13 protein-coding genes and 1 riboswitch are annotated in these 19,702 nt (G+C 39.2%); all 13 genes read right to left on the reverse strand.

What is annotated here, in order from left to right:
* Window positions 1-55: 55 nt before the first annotated feature.
* The gene (locus FVA69_RS16275; RefSeq protein WP_004908691.1) at window positions 56-625 is read right to left on the reverse strand and encodes a hypothetical protein; all 570 of its coding nucleotides are present in this window, start codon (window positions 623-625) and stop codon (window positions 56-58) included.
* 53 nt (window positions 626-678) lie between these two features.
* Window positions 679-2,526 carry an exodeoxyribonuclease V subunit alpha gene (gene recD, locus FVA69_RS16280; protein ID WP_117162522.1) on the reverse strand — a complete coding sequence of 616 codons (1,848 nt, stop codon included), beginning with the start codon at window positions 2,524-2,526 and terminating at the stop codon, window positions 679-681.
* The gene (gene recB / locus FVA69_RS16285; RefSeq protein WP_164529104.1) at window positions 2,526-6,134 is read right to left on the reverse strand and encodes an exodeoxyribonuclease V subunit beta; all 3,609 of its coding nucleotides are present in this window, start codon (window positions 6,132-6,134) and stop codon (window positions 2,526-2,528) included. The genes recD and recB overlap by 1 nt, the downstream gene beginning before the upstream one ends.
* Window positions 6,131-9,028: a pitrilysin gene (gene ptrA, locus FVA69_RS16290; protein ID WP_109911788.1), complete on the reverse strand. Its 2,898-nt coding sequence runs from the start codon at window positions 9,026-9,028 to the stop codon at window positions 6,131-6,133. Before ptrA ends, recB begins: the two co-directional genes overlap by 4 nt.
* Before the next feature lie 17 nt (window positions 9,029-9,045).
* Complete coding sequence (recC, locus tag FVA69_RS16295; RefSeq protein WP_004908679.1) at window positions 9,046-12,420, reverse strand: exodeoxyribonuclease V subunit gamma; 3,375 nt, start codon at window positions 12,418-12,420, stop codon at window positions 9,046-9,048.
* The gene (locus FVA69_RS16300) at window positions 12,398-12,784 is read right to left on the reverse strand and encodes a prepilin-type N-terminal cleavage/methylation domain-containing protein (RefSeq protein ID WP_004908676.1); all 387 of its coding nucleotides are present in this window, start codon (window positions 12,782-12,784) and stop codon (window positions 12,398-12,400) included. Before FVA69_RS16300 ends, recC begins: the two co-directional genes overlap by 23 nt.
* A complete protein-coding gene (locus tag FVA69_RS16305) occupies window positions 12,781-13,224 on the reverse strand; it encodes a DUF2509 family protein (protein WP_004908674.1) in 444 nt (147 codons plus the stop codon). The genes FVA69_RS16300 and FVA69_RS16305 overlap by 4 nt, the downstream gene beginning before the upstream one ends.
* A complete protein-coding gene (locus FVA69_RS16310) occupies window positions 13,221-13,826 on the reverse strand; it encodes a prepilin peptidase-dependent protein (protein WP_109911785.1) in 606 nt (201 codons plus the stop codon). Before FVA69_RS16310 ends, FVA69_RS16305 begins: the two co-directional genes overlap by 4 nt.
* On the reverse strand, window positions 13,820-14,305 hold the full coding sequence (locus tag FVA69_RS16315) for a prepilin-type N-terminal cleavage/methylation domain-containing protein (protein WP_004908669.1): 486 nt from the start codon (window positions 14,303-14,305) through the stop codon (window positions 13,820-13,822). Before FVA69_RS16315 ends, FVA69_RS16310 begins: the two co-directional genes overlap by 7 nt.
* A gap of 317 nt (window positions 14,306-14,622) precedes the next feature.
* Complete coding sequence (locus FVA69_RS16320) at window positions 14,623-15,474, reverse strand: thymidylate synthase (protein WP_004908666.1); 852 nt, start codon at window positions 15,472-15,474, stop codon at window positions 14,623-14,625.
* A gap of 119 nt (window positions 15,475-15,593) precedes the next feature.
* Entirely contained in the window at window positions 15,594-16,490 is an 897-nt protein-coding gene (gene lgt, locus FVA69_RS16325) for a prolipoprotein diacylglyceryl transferase (RefSeq protein WP_004908663.1), read from the reverse strand.
* A gap of 163 nt (window positions 16,491-16,653) precedes the next feature.
* Window positions 16,654-18,900, reverse strand: a complete 2,247-nt coding sequence (ptsP, locus tag FVA69_RS16330; RefSeq protein ID WP_004908660.1) for a phosphoenolpyruvate--protein phosphotransferase — start codon at window positions 18,898-18,900, stop codon at window positions 16,654-16,656.
* 3 nt (window positions 18,901-18,903) lie between these two features.
* Complete coding sequence (rppH, locus tag FVA69_RS16335; RefSeq protein ID WP_004908658.1) at window positions 18,904-19,437, reverse strand: RNA pyrophosphohydrolase; 534 nt, start codon at window positions 19,435-19,437, stop codon at window positions 18,904-18,906.
* A 112-nt stretch (window positions 19,438-19,549) separates the two neighbouring features.
* Window positions 19,550-19,647, forward strand: a riboswitch (TPP riboswitch).
* Window positions 19,648-19,702 lie beyond the last annotated feature (55 nt).

Raw genomic sequence — 19,702 nt, forward strand, 5'->3', positions numbered from 1 at the left:
AAACTATACAAGGATGTATAGTTTGGGTTGTGACTTTAAAACCACGGAATAGCCACTAAGCTATCTGAATAACTCTGGCTTTCTCGCACAAAAGAATGGAGTCTATATGTGGCTGTATTGCAGCTTTCATCTCAGCGAAAGAAGTACCATAAAAATAAAATGCGGTTTCTGTCGGGCCATCCCAAACTCCGTGAATACTCCCGATGTCTTCCACTGCTTCATCTAGGATATCGAACACCTCATTGATATCCCCATTTTCATAAACCTCATCTGCGAGCTCTGTCCCGTTGAAATAAATAGCCATACCTTCATCTGAGCCAAAATCAATTCGCACATCTTCGCCATGAATAAATAAACGAGAACCTTTTGGAGCTAACATTGAAGAAAAAAGTTGAATAATTAAACTGATATTTTCGTCACTGGCCTCTTCAAGTGCTATTTCTATATCGCATTCCTGCGCTTCACCATTATCAGCTAATAGTGTTCCACCACCTGTGACATGGATATTTTTACCCATGCTTTTCATGACTTCATTAAATGCGTCTTCTAAATCGCCACGTCTAATCGGTTCAAGCCTTGCATTTAATGTTACTGTAATTGCCGTCATTGCTTGCTGGTTATCCATCTCATTACCTTTACTTTAGGGTTAAATATTCACGTAACTTACATATAAACTAGTCACATTAATTGGGTCGCTAAACCGCTTCGCCGCTTGGTTGGCGTTTCAACTGCTCGACGTAATACCTTTGGACTGCCATAAAGAGATAGCTCTTTTTTAGCTCGAGTTATCGCCGTATACACTAGCTCACGGGTCATTACGGGAGAATATACATTTGGTAAAACCAATGCGGTATGAGCAAACTCCGAACCTTGTGATTTATGAACTGTCATCGCATAAGCTGTTTCATGTTGTGGGAGTCGGTTAGGTTGCACTCCACGTATAGTCCCATCAGGAAATTGAAAATAAGCTCTAAGTGCATTTTCTTCATCAGGTAAAATGATACCGATATCCCCATTAAAGAGTCCTAGAGGGCTATCATTACGACTAATCATAATTGGCCGGCCTGCATAGTGTTTATTCGATAAATTATATGGGCGGTTTATTATCCCTTGTCTATGAAACAATTTTTCCAATTTATCGTTTAGGCCAATAACGCCAAAAGGTCCTTCTCGCAGAGCCGTTAGTAACCGATATTGGTTAAATTTTTTCAAAACCTGCTCAGGGTCTTCTTTATCTTTTACCGCAAGCAGATATTCCTTATAATTTTCAGCGGCATCTAATAAAATTTTCGCGTAATCATCCGCAGTTTCTTGGATATAACTATGTACATCCGGCCGCTGTTGGTTTAGTAATTGTTGAACTTGAGAAACATTACCTTCGTTTACAGCAAAAGCGAGTTGGCCAATCCCTGAGTCTGCAGAAAAACGGTAGCTTTTACGTAGTAGACATAGGCTATCACGAATAGCAGGGCCGCTTGGTGATGCATAAGATTCGATAGAATGCCCTGTTAGTTCCGAAAGCTGAGACGCTCTTTCTACACTATAACCATTATCAGCAAACTGACAAATATCCCCTAATACTGCCCCTGCCTCGACCGAGGCTAATTGGTCTTTATCACCTAAAAATATTAACTTTGCATTTTCAGGTAATGACTCAAGTAATTTACTCATCATAGGTAAATCTACCATTGAGGCTTCATCAACAATGAGTACATCAAGAGATAAACGATTATCACGGTTATAGCGAAACTGCTGGCTCTCAGGTTGAGCCCCTAATAAACGGTGCAATGTTTTTGCATGATTAGGTAAAACAGCGCGTTCTTCATCAGTTAAAGGAATTTTTTTCATCGCCTCACCGAGGGACTCTGTCAACCTAGCAGCAGCCTTACCTGTTGGAGCGGCCAGCTCAATTCTAATTTTATGGTGATGCCTGGCTTCAAGTTTAATTAATGCCGCAAGGATACGCGCAACTGTTGTCGTTTTTCCTGTCCCCGGCCCCCCTGATATAATTGATACCTTACTGGTTACAGCAACTGCTGCGGCAATTTTTTGCCAATCTATTTCATCAGTAATGGGAAATAGGCTATTCAATACACTCTTAATTTGAGCATTATTTTGTTTGTCTACTGATGTACTAGCGAAAAAGTTTGCGACATACTGCTCATATTGCCACATTCGTTGAAAATATAAGTATCCCCCCGAAAGCACCAAAGGAGAGATTTTGTTTTCTGTTGATAGTGACACTGCATTTGCTTGTTTTAGCGTTTGATAAAGTTCTTGTTCGCTCGGCTCTCCCATTTTTTGCCAAAATTCAGCGGCTAACTCTGGGTGCCTTCCTGCAAATAATTTTTCAGGTATAACATCTGCCAGCGCTAAACAAACATGTCCAGCCATGGTTTCTGCACTAAGAAGTGCGGCAATAGTAAGCACTATAGGGTGCTTATTGTCAGAAATACTGTAAGCAAATTGCACATCTAGAGGTGTAAAGATATATTCCTCAATAGCCTGATTAAATAGGGATTTCATTAAGCTGACTCCCCTTGTTGAGCATTTTTAAATAAGCTATCTAACGCTTCAATAAAAGCGCCTATTGGGCGACAAAAGAAAATTCCATTACTTGAATTGACATTATCTATTCCTCTTAAAAATAAATAATAAACGCCTCCAAAATGGGCTTCATAGTCATAATTAGGCATTCTTTGCTTTAGGTAACGATGTAACGCCAACGAATATAGTTGATATTGTAAATCATAGCGGTGGTCTATCATCGCTTCAGCCATGGCCTCTTGGGTATAAAAGCTAGCATCCTTCCCTAGATAATTTGACTTATAATCAAGAAGATAAAATTTACCTTTCCAGTAAAAGGTGAGGTCAATAAAGCCCTTTAAAATCCCCTGAACTTTCTCAAAATTGAGCGGGGGGCAACGTTGTGATAATGGGTCATATTGATGCGTTATCTTATCTAAGTGGCTTGCACTCAATATTGACTCAATAGGAAGATAAAACTGCATCTCATCTAATTGGTCTTGAACCTGTAATGCAGACAAACATAGCCCGTCTTCTGATAATGGTGCCTGTACAATTGCGTGTAGCCATTCTTGCAGCATTGATGCCCAATGTAAGTCAAACCCTGAGGATTCAAGTTTCTCAGACAACCACTCTTGAGAAACTGGCTCACTAAAGTCAATTTCCTCCATCAAGCTATGTAAAAATGTTCCCGGAGATGCACCTTTAGGAAATTGATGAGGGGTTAGAGTAAAAGACTCACCTTCCTGCTGCTCCACATCAATACTGGCCTCAATATCCATATTAGGGGCTAATGAATTCGCAAATTGCAATGCTGAAACTGATTGTTCTGCCTCTGTATGGCTTGAGCCATAACTTAGCCCCGAATAACTAGTAACACGCCAATGATCATTAAAATGACGAGTCACCGTTCTTGCAGACAAGTTTACGCTGTCATTTTGTTCTAATAATAAACGTTCCGACTTAGGTTGATTAATCACGATAACATCAATAACGTCATTGCTAATCTCAGCCAACATGTCGTTTAATAGCAAGCTATCTCCAGCTTGTCCTTTTTGGATAACATAGCCCAGCGCAGATAAGTGTAAGTCTGTTTCACCACTTTTTCTCCTATTACCTTTAATTAATGGTGCAATACCAACACTACAGTGATAGATGGCTCTTGTAAGTGCCACGTACAATAAACGCAGGTCTTCTGCTAGACGTTCTTCATCAGCTAAAGCGACATTTTCTTCACTATCATTTAAATCTAGACGTACCCCATAATCTGTTCTGTCGTGATACAAGCCTTTAGATTGAGGTAAAAAATTGCTCGCAAAAGGTAACCAAACAATCTTGTATTCAAGGCCTTTAGATTTATGAATGGTACTGATTTGCACCAAGTGTTTATCACTTTCAAGACGCATTTGCTGTACGTCAGATTGATGGTCAGGATGGGCAATTTGTTGTGCTAGCCAACGTGTTAGTGTGTGCTCACCTTCAAGCTGTAATGACATTTCTTGTAATAGCTCACCAATATGCATCACATCCATCAAGCGGCGTTCTCCATCAGTGCCTGATAATAACGTTTCTGCAATCTGCCTCTGCGCCATGACCATTCTAAGCATGGGAAGCACGCCACGCTTTTGCCAAACCATGGCATAACGAGCAAATTCATCTACAATTTTTTCCCACGATTTTTCATCATGGTTTAAGTCATCAATTTGTTTAGCGGTTAAACCCAATATCCCTGTCGCCAATGCACTACGCAAAACACGTTCTTTTTCGGGTGTTAAAACTGCCTGTAGCAACCGCAGTAAATCTCTCGCTTCTGGTGTTGAAAATACACTTTCCCGATTAGATTGAAATACAGAAGGGATATTTAACCGATTTAAAGCATCACGAATTAATACGGCTTCTCGTCGGCTGCGCACCAACACTGTAATGTCAGAAGCTTCAACAGGTGTATGCGCCCCTTGATTGTCAAAATAGCTACTACCTTGCAACCCGCCTTGTAAGTATTGTGCTATTTGCACCGCACATTGTGAAGCTGTTGCTTGTTCATATTCAGCAACGGAGATACCTTCCGCTTCAAGTTGCCAAAATGTAAGTGATTTGACTTTTTCACCATCATGAATAAGTTTTTTATCACTATTTTGTTTAGCAAAATTAACGGGTTGAAAAGGAATTTGCTCAAAAATAAATGGGGACTGACAACGAGAAAATAGATGATTAATAGCTTCAACCATATTTTGCGATGAACGATAGTTAGTCTCTAATGTATAGTGAGCACTAACTTCATTTTTTGCTTCGATATAGGTGAAAATATCAGCGCCTCGAAAAGCATATATAGCTTGTTTAGGGTCGCCGATAAAAAGTAATGCACTGTCATTAACTTCCCGATAAATGCGTTGAAAAATACGGTATTGCTGTGCATCTGTATCTTGAAACTCATCTATCATTGCAACGGGAAAACGTTGGCTAATAGCTTGAGCTAAAAATTTTCCGCTTTCTTGAGCAAGAGCACTGTCTAAACGGGTCAACAAATCATCAAACCCCATCTCACCTCGGTTATGTTTTTCAAAAGTGATAGCCTCCCTCACCTCTGCAATAGCCAGTGGAATAATCAGATCTATTAGGGTTAATGATTGAGAAAGTAGCTCATCTATTCTTTGGAAAACAACATGCTCTGGCCCCGAACCACTTTTTGATTTTTTATGTAGTACCGTTTGTGAAAAGCGTTCAAGATCTTTAGGTAGCTGATAATCTTCTGTTTCTTCTTGAGCCCATTCACCGATTTTTATCAACCATGTAGGTAGAAAACGAGTACTATAACTTCGTTTATCAACATCGGAATCAGCGATAAGCTTCTCAAAATCTGCTGAATTTTCTAACCATGCCGCTTTTACAGACTCAATTAACAAGATTAGTCGCTGATGCCGTTCTTCTAGAGATTCAATTTGCTTTGGTTGGTTAATAATTAAAGGAATATCACCTTGTAAGAAAGGTTTAATCTCCGAGAGCAATGCTTCAGGACCACTCCACAGTGACTGAATGACTTTCGTCATGGAGTAATTTAAAGGGTAAAAATGGCGGCGCCAAAAATCTGCACAGGCTTGTTTCTGAATCGGAAATTCATCTTGAATCATGGTCTGTTCAAATAGCACTCCTGACTCAAATGCATTATGAACTAGCATTCTTTGGCAAAAACCATGGATAGTGTATATTGCTGCTTCATCCATTTGCCTTTCCGCAGCCTGCAACCATCGCGCAGCGAATTCTCTTTGAGACTCCCCCGAAAGCTCGGCTAATAATTCAAGATACTCAGGCTGCGACTCGAAACCAACACCATTTCTTAAGCAAGCTAAGCGCATATCATGAATACGTTGACGAATACGCCCACGTAACTCATTCGTTGCAGCTTCTGTAAATGTTACAACTAAGATTTCTTCAACACTTAACGGCCGAGGAAACGCATTAACGCCTCCCAGACCTAATAAAAGCCGCAGATAAAGTATACCAATTGTGTACGTTTTACCCGTTCCTGCTGATGCTTCAATTAACCGCTGTCCACGCAGTGGCAAGGAAAAAACATTCAGTAATTGGGACTCTACCTGCACTTTATTCACTCAGCATCTTCCTTTATTGGTAAAATCTTTTGCAACTGAGAAGCTGTTGGGTAAAGCACCCAATCTTTCAGATGCGCATATCCTACTTTAGTGTCAACTCCTCGGCCTATAACTTGGGAGCTAACGGCTAACCCTTTGTGCTTTATAACTGCATTTTCATAATACTCAATGACTTGTTCTTTCGTTGCACTACCTAAAGTTGCAATAACTTTTTCACGAGTATCAAAACTGAAAATATTTCTAGAAAAATCAGATGAATAACGACCAACTTCCTCATAGAATGTTTGAGGTGGTTGGCTCATTTCCGTGATAATAGATTGTTTATATTGATTAAATTCATCTATCGGTAGTTTTTTCAGTTTCTCTAATGCTTGAAGATAAAATTGTTGGTAACGTGTATTCAAATAACTCGGTGTTTTGGCATTACTTTGAATCAAAAAGCCCATACCCCACTGATCACCCAGCCCAGTTTTAAAAGCAAATACTGCATAACCCAGTTGCTCATTAGTTCTTAGTTGATCATAAAACCAAGGCTGAATCACTTTAGAAAGAATACCTGATAATACTGCACCATCAATGCGGCTATAACCGTCTGGAATAAAGATTTCAGCAAGCGCATTATCTGAGCTATTTCCCTGCTTTTGGAAATCGGCTAGATAATTTTTGTCAATAACGACAATATCACCACGCCACCAATTGGTACCTTCGCTCTTTAATAATTGCTGTGCATCTTTAATAGTTTTAATGCTTTGTGACTCAGTCATATTACCAAAGACCAACGCTTGTAATGCTGCGCTTTTAACTATCATTTCACGGTAGCTAGTGATGTCTTGCAGTGAAATTTTATCTAGCTCCGCTAAACGCTGTTCTTGCTCAAAGTAAGGCACACTATTAATACGTTGAAGCGGTTGCATAGCCAACTCATAAGCTTTCGCATTATTAGCAACTTCAATTTGCTCTTTATACCAAGATTTTGCTTGGGCTAGCTCTTGTTCCGTTGGCTCAAAATTCAGGTATAGCTGAGTCATGGATAAAAAGAGTTCAGGTAAATGTTGGGTGTAACCACTGGCATTTAATTGCAGACCAACTCCTTGAGAAACAGAGACTGACATACCCGCTACCGATGCTTGATATTGCAGCTCATCCATTTTCAATGAAGCGATATATTGTAATAAAGAGCCCGTTACTTGTTCCTTGGCATCTTTATCCCCTTGATTAGAACGTAATGATAAAGTGATACTTGCTTTTGGCTCATCAGCAAAATATTGACTTGGCATATATAACACACGCGTATTGCCATCTTGATAGATGAATTCAGGGTGTTTATAAGCCTTACTAGTTTTAATTAATGATAAATTATCAGCAATATACGGGTTTAAAGCGGGTAATTTAAAATTCATTTTAGATTCTAAACTTGCCCACGATTTAAATTGTTTTGCTGTAATTTTGTTAACTTGATACGGCGCATCAACAAAATACGCCTTTTTGTTATTCGGTTCATTTGGGCTAATAAACCAAATCCTTGCCTCTTGCGCGCTGAGCTCTGATAAACGCTGTTTAATCGCCTCAGGATCATACTTATCAGCAATATAATCTGAATCCAGAACATGATTAACAGGAACATCAATCATTTGGTCTGATAACCATTCAATGTAGTTCATATCCCTAACAATTGAACCATAACGGAATGATAAATTAAGAACTTTTGCTATTTCATCAAAGTAACTTTTATTGATTCCATCGTTCTTAATTAACTCAAGATAAGAAAAAATAGCTGCAATAATTTCGTCCCTTTCTTGTAAGCCTTTATCTGTCAACGTGACATAAATAGAGAAAGAGCCATAGTTTCTATCTAAATTTGGGGATGCAGAAGCGCTGATACCTTCAGCAAGTCCTTGTGATATTAACCAATCAGCTAGTGTCCCTGGACTTCTATTGCCAATTAAGTAACTAATATAGTTATCACTTTTACTGCGAAAATCTGCCATATTATTTTTAATACTAAATTCAATTTGTATGGCTTTTTGCGGTTGAGCCGGCACATAATGGATGATAATACCTTTTTCATTCTCCGTTACTGCGGGGATATTAACAGCAGGAACACTTGCATTAAAATTAGGTATACGCCCAAATGTTTCCTGTGCGATATTCGCTAATGACTCAATAGACTGGTCGCCGTAAAGTACTGCATTCATTAGGTTTGCAGAATAATACTGCTTATAAAAACCCACTAGCTCATCTTGTAGTTTGCTATTAGGTTTATCTTTTAGAGTCTCTAAATTCCCTCCCGAAAAACGCGAATTCGGGTGTAATGGGTTCAATGTTTCAGAACGTACTTGCCATATACGCATCCCATCACGAGAACGTGCCATTGTAAGTTCTGCATTAACTGCATTACGTTCTCTATCTGCATTAATCGGGTCTAAAAGTGGCTCAGCCAATGCATCTGCAAGCCTGTCCGTTGCTTCTTTTAATGCGCCATTTTCAACTTCAAAATAATAAGCAGTGCGGTGAGATGCCGTGCTTGCATTATGGCTACCACCATGTTTTTGTAAAAACTCAGAGAAACTGCTTGGCTCGGGGTACTTTTTAGAACCCATTAAAACCATATGCTCTAAATAATGGGCCAGCCCTAATTGGCTATTTGGGTTTTCAATACTACCAACAGGTATCGATACAGCAGCCAATGATTTTGTCGCTTTGGCATCTGATACTAATAAAACCGTCATATCATTACTGAGTTTGATGGCTTTATATTCCCTAGGGTCACTTTCGCTTTTATTTACTGTTTCAGGCAAAATTTGCCAAAGTGGTTGTGCTGCAATCGCTTGGCCACCGAAAAAAATTACCAGTAATAAAAATAGATGAGCGATATTTTTGGATAAATATTGCATCCTTTGGTGCTCTCCTGTCATTTCAAGTATTTTGTCATCGGTAATAAAAACCGCTGAGTATTTGATAATAAAGTTTTAATCATCACATCATCAATGCTTCTGCAAATTCTTGACACATAATCATCTTCCATCTCGCCTCTTTGTATCTGACTTCCTTGTAAGTTTTGGAGCAAAGCAGATAATGCTTTTTGCTGAGTTTCTTCACTCAAAAAATCGTACTGTTTCGTCTTTTTATCAAAACAAGCCTTAACCCAACTCCAACCACTTTGAGAAAGAAGAATTAACGGAGAATTAAACCCCTCACAGTAGCCTACGACTAAATCTTGTAGATAAACCAATGCATCTTCTTTGTTAATAGCGGAAAACTGCCAAATACTATTATCTCTTCCTAGTGCAAGGCTTTCCCCTTCACCAATTTGTGAGTTAAATAGCAAATGCTCCACCCATAGCTGCACCCCATCATTAGCGGTTAAGTAAGCAGGACGATAGCGTACCATTCCTGTTTCATGAATATTTTTCAGTAACCCTGTGATTTTTATCCCATTTAACTGAAAATCAAACGGATAATCAAATAGCTGCATATCATATTCTTTAACTTTTTCGGCTAATGGCGATATTTCGTTCAACTGCTGTTCCCAAAAAAGTTGACCAAATTGCCTAGCAGGCAGCTGGCCCGATGCTTTTAAAGCAGAATAAAAAGGCTCAATATTCTTATCTTTGACAAGTAAATCTAAAATTTGATCATTAATTTTATATCGTTGTAATCTACCTAAGTTAAATGGCTCTTCTTCTGGTAGTTCAGTTTCTTCAATAGAAAAATGTACTTTCAAACGTTGTTGAAAAAATGCCCTAATCGGGTGACGATAAAAACGTAATAATTGTTCTAAAGAAATTTCCGTAATGGGTTCACGAGTTTCAAGTACTGAACAAAATGGTTCATCAACTTTATTTGTTGTTTTTGCGGCAGGTAACCACTCGCTCGCGAAGCTCTGAAAAGGTGTTTCTGGTAAAAAATTTTCTTTTGCAAATGGGACTCTATTATGTTGAATGACCAGATGCTCGCTTAACCGCTTAGCACTTTCATCAATGGTCAACGTTTCATCGCCAACTAAACAAAAGCTTTGGCATATATAATCAATTAATTCAGTTACTAATACTGATGGATTACAAGGTTGATTATCGCGAATAGAAAGCCCGATATAGCTAACATAAAGTTGTTTAGATGCTGAATTCAATGCTTCTAAAAACAGATATCTATCATCGTCCCTGCGTTTTCGGTCTCCACGCACAGGCTTTTCAGCCATCAAATCAAACCCTAAAGGCGGTATATTCCGAGGGTAAGCACCATCATTCATCCCCAGTAAACACACAACCTTAAATGGCACCGAGCGCATTGGCATCAAAGTACAAAAATTAACGGCTCCAGCCAAGAAACGTTGACTAATCTTTTCATCATCAAAACGAACTGAAAGTTCATCACGAATTAATCGTAATGGAATTTGCTCTTCATATCCTGAAGTTATCGCGTTATCAATTATTTGATGCCACTGTTCCGTCAATAGTGCGAGAACCAGTTCAGTTTCACCATCAACCATAAAACAGCTATCAAGTAATTGCTGGCAAAGTTCTTTCCATTCTGCAAGTGGACGTTCCTGTGCTAGTACAGCGCGCCACTCTCTTAGTGTATTGATTAATAATGCTAATTTCCCGGCAAGCTGAGCCGCTAAGCCACTACACTCATCGTAAGGTAAAATACCATTCCACGGGCCATTTCTACTGTCCATTGCATAGCCAAGCAACATTCTACTTAAGCCAAATTCCCATGTATTTTGCCCTATCACCGGCAAAGCGAAGGAGCGTACATTATCATCATCAAGCCCCCAGCGAATCCCTGATTCATTAACCCAGCGGCGTAATAAACTTAATTCACTTTCATCAATACCAAAACGTTGAGAAAAAGCAGAAACCTCAAGTAGACTGAGAACTTGCTCCGTTGAAAAGCGGCTCTGAGGTAAATCGAGTAGCATAATAAATGCTTGTAAAATAGGGTGAGCCTGTAGCGCTTTCCTATCGGATATTGAAAAAGGGATATAACGAACTGATGCTGTATTACCAAAAACAGCCTGAATATAGGGAGCATAGCTGTCGATATCGGCAACCATGACTATCACATCACGCGGGGTTAACGATGGGTCTTGCTCAAAGAGAGAAAGTAGATGATCTTGTAATACTTCGACTTCCCGCTGTGCACTATGGCATAAATGGAATGTTATCGAATCATCTAGCTCATTGATTGGCCGCTTACCCACACTCGTTTCATAATTTTCTAATGTTGTTCCTAATTGAGCATGGTTTTCGAGATCTAAAATATCCTGCTGGATATTCTCTAATAAATTGGCTCGTTCAGTATCAACATAAGCTGAAATTTCATTAGCACTATCGATTTGAGAAATAAAGTATAGGTTGTCTCGGCCTAGCCTTCCCCACGATGCAAGCAGTGGATTTACGATATCCTGCTCGCCATTTTCATTAAATAAATTAGGAGTATGATCCTCAAGTTTAAAACGAGAAATTTCATGTTTGTCAAGATAATGCCGAAGTTTCCTTTGCTGCAACCTAGCTAAAAATGATGCACTTTGAATGTCTCCCCAATAATAACGACATGGGTTAGTGAACATTAAATGAACATCTGTATGTTCTGCTATTGCATTGATAGCTTGTAAATAAACAGGTGGAAGAGATGAGATACCGCAAATAAAAATACGCTTTGGCAGCATTTTTCCTAAATCAGGATTCGATGATAATGTATCAATAAAATGTTGATATAAATTAGCTCTGTGCCAAGGCGGCTGTTTTAATTCATTTGAATAATCAACAAGGCATTGCCACAAACGTTTTTGCCACAATTGATTTTCACTTAGCCCCTCTATTAATTCATTTTTTTGCCATATTTCAACCCATTGTGGGCGATATACCAAATATTGGTCAAATAAATCAGCAATCCTACCTGCAAGTTGATGCAGCTTACGTTTATCGGTATCCTCTTGAAGATAATGCCTTAAAGGTTCAAATTCTTCTTCGTTAATGACGGTTGGCAATATTGTCATTAATTTCCATGTCATTGCTTGTTTGGTATAAGCGCTTTCTTTTGGAATCTTCGGTAAGACCCGCCTAAACATATCCCAAATAAATGTTGCAGGTAAGGGATAATTAATATTTGCAGCGATACCAAACTGCTTAGCAAGTTCGATTTGTAGCCACTGTGACATTCCAGGACTTTGTACTAAAATTATTTCTTGCTCAAAAGGATGAGAAAGTGGTTCATTTTTCATTAAATGAGTCATTAGATCTTTTAATAAATCTAATTGATTAGAATGATACACTTGAAACATGATGCTCTCCTGTTGAGCAATACCAACGACTCAATGAAAATGGCTGTTTTTTTACCGTTAACGATACCATTAACTCAGTACAGTTATCGACCCGTGGTATGCGAACTGTTTGCATTTTCCATTCAGGGTAACGCAAATTTGGCCCTATGGAAGAATTTTTCTCCCCTGATATTGGTTTCCCTGACATTACGCTTTTTTCTAATGTGCTATGCAGCACTCTAATTGCCGAAGAATTCATATACAATTGATTAAAATTCAATATGATATATTGAGAATAGTTTACCAAAGCTACCAGTGAAATAGCAAAAATAACCACGCCAATCATCGCTTCAACTAATGCAAACCCTTGCTGCTTTATTCTCACTCGCAAAACCCTTTTTTAATCACTGGACAATAATCTAACCACCCTTTTTCACGAGGAAAAAACTGTCGTTTATTTACATCCAATACCATCCACCGGTAAACTTTAATTTCATTTTCAGAGCGGTAATGACTTTGTCCCGAAAGTACGAAAGTCGCCCCTTTGTAATGTTTTAAGCAACTTTTCCATTGTTGAGTTTCCTCTTTCTGGCAAACCCAATGCCTTAGTTCTCTATGTTTACTATCCCAATGCAATGTTCCTCCCCATGCAAGGGCTGATTCTGCTTTATTAAAAGCATCGAAATACTTAATTTCATTACGCTGCTCATCTCTAGCTCGTTCTTGGAAGAAATGCACAGATTTAATCAATAATGTGCCTATTGTGATAAAAATAATAACCATCAATAGAGAAACATTTCCCTGTTGTTGCTCTATACGCTTCATAAATTTCTAACCAAGGCCGCTATTCGGTAATTAAATGTTTGATTAGGTAATAACTCTGTTCTAAGGCTAATTTCCATTTCAAGTAATTGCACATTTTCCCGCCAATTAAATACTAATTTTTTAACCTTGATTAGCTTCTCATCAAATAGCGATTGCCAACGTATTCCATTGCAATCCCTGACATTCCTATTGGTTTCTAATTTTTCATTATTTAAGCGATAACCGAAATAATCAGAATCTATCGATTTAGATTTAATATTTTCCCAGTTACCTGATAAATCTTGGTCATAAGCAAAAATAATGCATGAATTGTTCCCTTGGCTTAAAGCCTTAGATGCAATTTTTAAAGGCTCCTTTCCACAATTCAGGCTACTGCAATAACCAATCCTTCTAAAATCTTTTTCCATGTTTATCAATGTTTGTCTTATATCCCTGTCTATTTGATATTGAATGTAAGACCGATAAGTTTGTTTAAATAATGTGGGAATGGCGCTCATCGCTGATACACACACAATGCTACTGATAGCCATTGCCATCAACATTTCAATTAGCGTAAATCCTTGCTGCTTTTTTAATTTATCGTTAGTTAAGAGGGTCAACATTTCGGTACTCCGGCCATTTTTTTATGGCTACAACTTCTTATACGACCTAATGAAGAAATATAAATTGTGATTTGCTCATGTTGATTTTTTAGCTCTATGCTAAAAGCACGAATAGTTCCCTGTTTTCCATAAAGCTGGATTGAAGTACGGCTTGCTTTGCTAAGAGTTATTCCTTGGTGCCTTTCTGCTGTTAGCTTGCCAACTTGCTGCTTGTTATTTGCATCCTTAACAATAAGCTGCCAATCACCTTTCCCAACCTTAACCGATAATATTTGGTACCTATTTAAATAGACCCCTTCTATCATTTGGCTATAAATAAACTCAGATACTTGCCTAGCAGCATCGATTAACCGTTGTCTTTCTACCTGCTGTTGCCATTGATATAAACCGGACAACATAATGAAAGAGCAAATAAATAAAACAATAAGAATTTCAATTAAGGTGAAACCACGCTGTATTGTATTTGAATCAACTCTCATCTTGTTGTGACTCCACTTTTTCATACACAAGCCTGAGATTGCCCAAAAAAAACGGTATAGCGAGTTTTGTGATTACAAACTGCATAACGTTTCGCAAAAAAATAGATAGATTCAGAGCAATACAACTCAATTTGCGAAGAGCCTCGCAAAGAAATAGTTCAGTCAAAATAAATACACGAAAGTAAATGGCTTATGAGCCAAGATAAATTTCGTCAAGGATGATGAGATTGATAAAGAAGGAAAATTAATAAGATATTAAAAAACAATACTAAGATGGTTTTTGATAAAACCATCTTAGTTAAAAATTTATTCACTAATCAAACAGTAAATGGATATTTGATAGCCTCATGGCACTGGTACCCTTCAAGGATAAAATCATCTGAAGTTACCCATGTTTCGAGATCTTCTAATGACTGAATTTTGGGGTTAATAATCAATGACGGAGAAGCAAAAGGCTCACGTTTTAGTTGGACATCACGCATTAAAGGTAATTGGTTTTCATAGATATGTGCATTCACAATTTTATGATAAGCCTTACCTGCTTTATGTCCTGTAATACGAGCCATTAGAGCGAGTAAAACAAAACATTGTACTTGGTTGAAATTTAAACCAAGAGGTACATCACAGCTACGCTGGTAAGATGTTAAATGTAGCGTATCACCTAATAGTGAAAAAGTATGAGTATGCATGCAAGGACGCAAGCAGCCCATTTCAAATTCACCAGGGTTATAGAAAGTGATAATTTCCGCACGGTCATCAATACCATTCTTTAAGTTATTGACGACTTTTTTCAGCTGATCTAAATGTGTTCCATCTGGGCGTTGCCATGAGCGCCCTTGAACACCATATACGCGCCCCATATCGTCTTCACCTTTGCGATGGGGATTATTCAGCCATGCTTGGTTTTCGTTTGCATTTGCATTCCAAGTATTACAACCAATTTCACGAAATTGAGCTGCATTGTCATAGCCACGGAGATAACCGAGAAGTTCAGCTATCGCCGCTTTATAGAAACTTTTACGAGTCGTAATCAAGGGGAATTGATTATTACCAACATCATATTCAAGGTCAGCGTTAATAACGGTTAAACAACGAACACCTGTACGTTTGTTTTCAACCCATTGACCCTCATCAATAATACGCTGGCATAAATCAAGATACGGCTTCATAGTGACTCTCTTTTTCAAAAATAACTTAAGTGGCTAACCTTCGCCTTATTGTATTTCATTGTTTTATTTACAAAATAGTTATACTCAACAGACTAAGTTAGCCCCAATAAATGGACTAATTAACTCTTTTTAGGCTCTTTTAGTGGCTTATGAGCCGGCACATTCTTACCATATTTATAAGCCCAGACAATCATTAGAATGCCAATAATAATCATTGGGATTGATAGAATTTGCCCCATACTAATACCACCAAATAAACCAAGCTGTGCGTCCGGTTGCCTAAAGAATTCAACGATAATCCTAAATGCACCATAACCAATCAAGAATAGCCCAGAAACACTCCCCATAGGGCGGGGCTTACGCACAAATAAGTTCAAGATGAGAAACAGAACAATTCCCTCTAAGAACATTTCATAAAGTTGTGATGGATGTCTTGGTAGCACACCATACTGCTCTAATATGGGTAGTAACGAAGGGTCTTGGGCGGCAAGCTGAATATCTTCACTGCGTGAATGTGGAAATAAAAATGCCCATGGCGTATCAAGTGTAACTCGTCCCCATAGCTCCCCATTAATAAAGTTCCCAATACGCCCCATGCCTAAACCAAATGGAATTAATGGTGCAACAAAGTCAGAAACTTGCAGGAAACGACGGCGAGTACGATGAGCAAACCACATCATGGCACATATCACACCGATTAAGCCCCCATGGAAGGACATACCGCCATCCCAAACCTTAAAGAGGTATAGAGGATCATCAAGAAAAACAGGAAGATTATAGAAGAAAACGTAACCTAGCCGACCACCAACAAATACGCCAACAAAGCCAACATATAACAAGTTTTCGACTTCATTTTTTGTCCAGCCACTATTTGGTTTTGCGGCACGACGCCCTGCAAGCCAAAGGGCAAAAACAAAACCAACAAGGTACATAAAACCATACCAATGTAACGACACTGGCCCAATCGAAAACATAACAGGATCTATTTCCGGAAATGCTAAGTAGTTGTTACTCATTGTTCCCCACTTTTTAATCATTAAGCCAACTACTCGTCGACTATTACGTATTCAACAGGCTTCAATTTGTGAAGCACCCTGAAGCATACAACAAAAAGTATCATCATTTATACTTGATATTTTTAGGCCTTAACCAAATTAGATGCTTACATCTTGTTGTAAATTAAATTCCACCACGCACAAAACCACCTAAACGGTGCTGTTCCATAAACTCACTCGCTTCTTGCCTAACGCTATCACAAGTTTCTGCAGCCAATAACTTCGGTACTAACTGTGACATCAAAGCAGGGTCAAGCTGGCGGATTAAATATTTCATGCGAGGAACACTACGCCCACTCATACTTAAAGAGCGATACCCAAGTGCAATTAATACCATTGCGCTAAGTGGTTGACCTGCCATTTCCCCACAAACGCTTACAGGGAGTTCCAGGCGTTGGCACTCTTCACTTACCTTTGCTAAAAAGCGCACAACTGAGGGATGAAGATTATCATATAGCGCTGCTACATGGGTGTTATTACGGTCAACAGCAAGTAAATATTGTGTAAAGTCATTAGTCCCGATAGAGATAAAATCAACACGTTTTTTAATTTCAGGTAGTAAAAACAGTAAAGAAGGAACTTCAAGCATAATACCAATTTGAGGCATCTCAACTGGCATTTTTAATAAAACACTCACTTCTTCTCTTGCTCTTTTAACCAGCAAAATTGCTTCGTCTATCTCATTAACACTTGTCACCATCGGTAATAAAATACGTAAATTACCCGAAAGCGTATTCGCCCGTAACATAGCCCTTAGCTGAATCAAAAAGATCTCGGGCTGGTCCAACATAATACGAATACCACGCCAACCTAAGCTTGGGTTTTCTTCGCTAATTGGCATATAAGGCAGCTGTTTATCTGCCCCTATATCAAGAGTTCTTAGCACAACCAGTTTGGTAGGAAAAAGTTGCAAAACTTCCTTATAGAGCTGTTTCTGCTCATCTTCCGAGGGAAAACCATTGTGCAGCATAAAAGGCAGCTCAGTACGATACAAACCAACACCATCAACCCCAGTGTTAATTTGTTGCTCGTAACGCGGACTTAAACCTGCATTAAGGTAAATGTGAACTTTTTCGCCATCTTTAAGTATTGCATCTTGCTCAAGAGTCCCTTCAGCTAAGCGGCTAATGGCATTTTCTTCTTCAATAATTTGCTGATATTCCTGAACAATTAAATTTTCAGGTTCAATAAAGACCTCACCACGGTACCCATCCAATATTAAATGGCGGTTATGTAATAACGAAGGCTCAATATCAGCCCCCATAATTGCAGGGATCCCCATGGCTCTGATTAAAATCGCAGAATGAGAATGTGTTGCTCCGTCACGCACGACCACACCGGCAAGTTGTTCAATAGGCAACTCAGCCAACACGCTAGCACTTAGCTCATCAGCAACTAAAATAAAGCTTTCTGGCCATTGTTCATTTGCGGTAAGTGAATCATCAAGATGAAACAATAAGCGTTGACCTAATGCTTTTAAGTCTGCCCCTCTTTCCCTTAGATAAAGGTCACGCAGGCGAGAAAACTGCTCCACATAATTTTCAATAACCGTTTTAACCGCCCATTCAGCGGTTGCATTGTCATTAATAGCGGCAAACAGGTGTTTTTTTAGTTGAGGGTCACTAAGTAGATGATTATAGAGATCAAAAATCGCAGCACTTTCTTTTGCTGAGCTAGCCATAAAACGCTTACTAATACGACGACATTCTGCTGTGGCACTTTCAAGAGCGGCGACAAGGCGTTGTTTTTCTTTATCGATATCAATAGCACTCGCTTGGAAAATACTATCTAAAGAAGGTTGGGAGCTATCTTGCCACCCATAAGCCATTGCAATTCCCTGTGATACCGGAATCGCTTTAATTCTATTTTGCCGATATTGCCCAAAAATACCTTTCGCTTGCGCTTGTGACAAAATCACAGCCAGTTGCATTGACAATGTGACCATGAAAGATTCTTCGGTTTCATTAAACAACCGCTTTTCCCGCTGCTGTACCACCAGCACGCCTAATAATTGGCGACGATAGACCACGGGAACACCTAAGAAAGCTCTCAAGCGTTCTTCTTTAAGCTGAGGCAGGAATTTATACTGAGGGTGTTCACGAATATCGGCTAGATTGAGCATCTCAGACTGGCGCCCTACCGCCCCTACGACACCTTCATCAAAACCTAGACGAATAGCAATCCCGCTAGGTTTTTTTAACCCGCGGGTTGCCATTAAGTAATAGCATTGGCGAAGGTGATCGGCTAAATAAATGGAACAAACATCTGTTCTCATTGCTTTGCAAGTCTCATTCACCAACACTTCTAGCGCATCAGTCAAACTTGTCGCCATTGCAACTTTTTCGACAATTTCACGTAAACGCATCAACATAGGCTACTTTGCTCCACGCCTACGGTTATTAAAAGTGGGTCGTTGTGGTAATTTTTGTTCCTGTAAAGGCATTACTACGGGGGCGAATTCTTTCATGACACGCCGATAAACTTCACGTTTAAAAGAAACGACCTGCCTAACAGGATACCAATAACTGACCCATCGCCAGCCATCAAATTCTGGCGATTTACTGCGCTGCACGTTTATATCGGCATCATTGCATTGAAGTTGGAGTAAAAACCAACGCTGTTTCTGCCCAATACAAACAGGTTTTGTATCCCAACGCACCAAACGCTTGGGTAATTTGTAACGTAACCAATTACGGGTAGATGCCAATAACCTGACATCTTTACGCTGTAGCCCGACTTCTTCGTATAGCTCACGATACATCGCCTGTTCCGGCGATTCCCCAGGATTGATGCCTCCTTGAGGAAATTGCCATGAGTGCTGACCATAGCGGCGGGCCCATAAAACTTGCCCTTGCCGATTACAAATTACAATTCCTACATTCGGGCGGTAGCCATCATCATCAATCACAGACTACCTCAATAACCAAATTTGAAAGATGCCTAATTGTTTCACACATACCTAAACTGGTAAACCTATATCAATACAGTTTGCAGATATGCCTGAAGTCACTACAATAGTGAACATCTCAACGGGGTGCCGAATTTATTTAGGCTGAGAAATAACCCGTAGAACCTGATCCGGTTAATACCGGCGTAGGGATTTGAGCCACCGCCTGCATATCTGCACCGGTTCCTCCTCAAATCCTGTGTCACTATCTTTTAGCGCAGGAAAA

Origin of the sequence: Providencia sp. PROV004 (assembly GCF_011045615.1) — a bacterium.
Classification (GTDB): domain Bacteria; phylum Pseudomonadota; class Gammaproteobacteria; order Enterobacterales; family Enterobacteriaceae; genus Providencia; species Providencia rettgeri.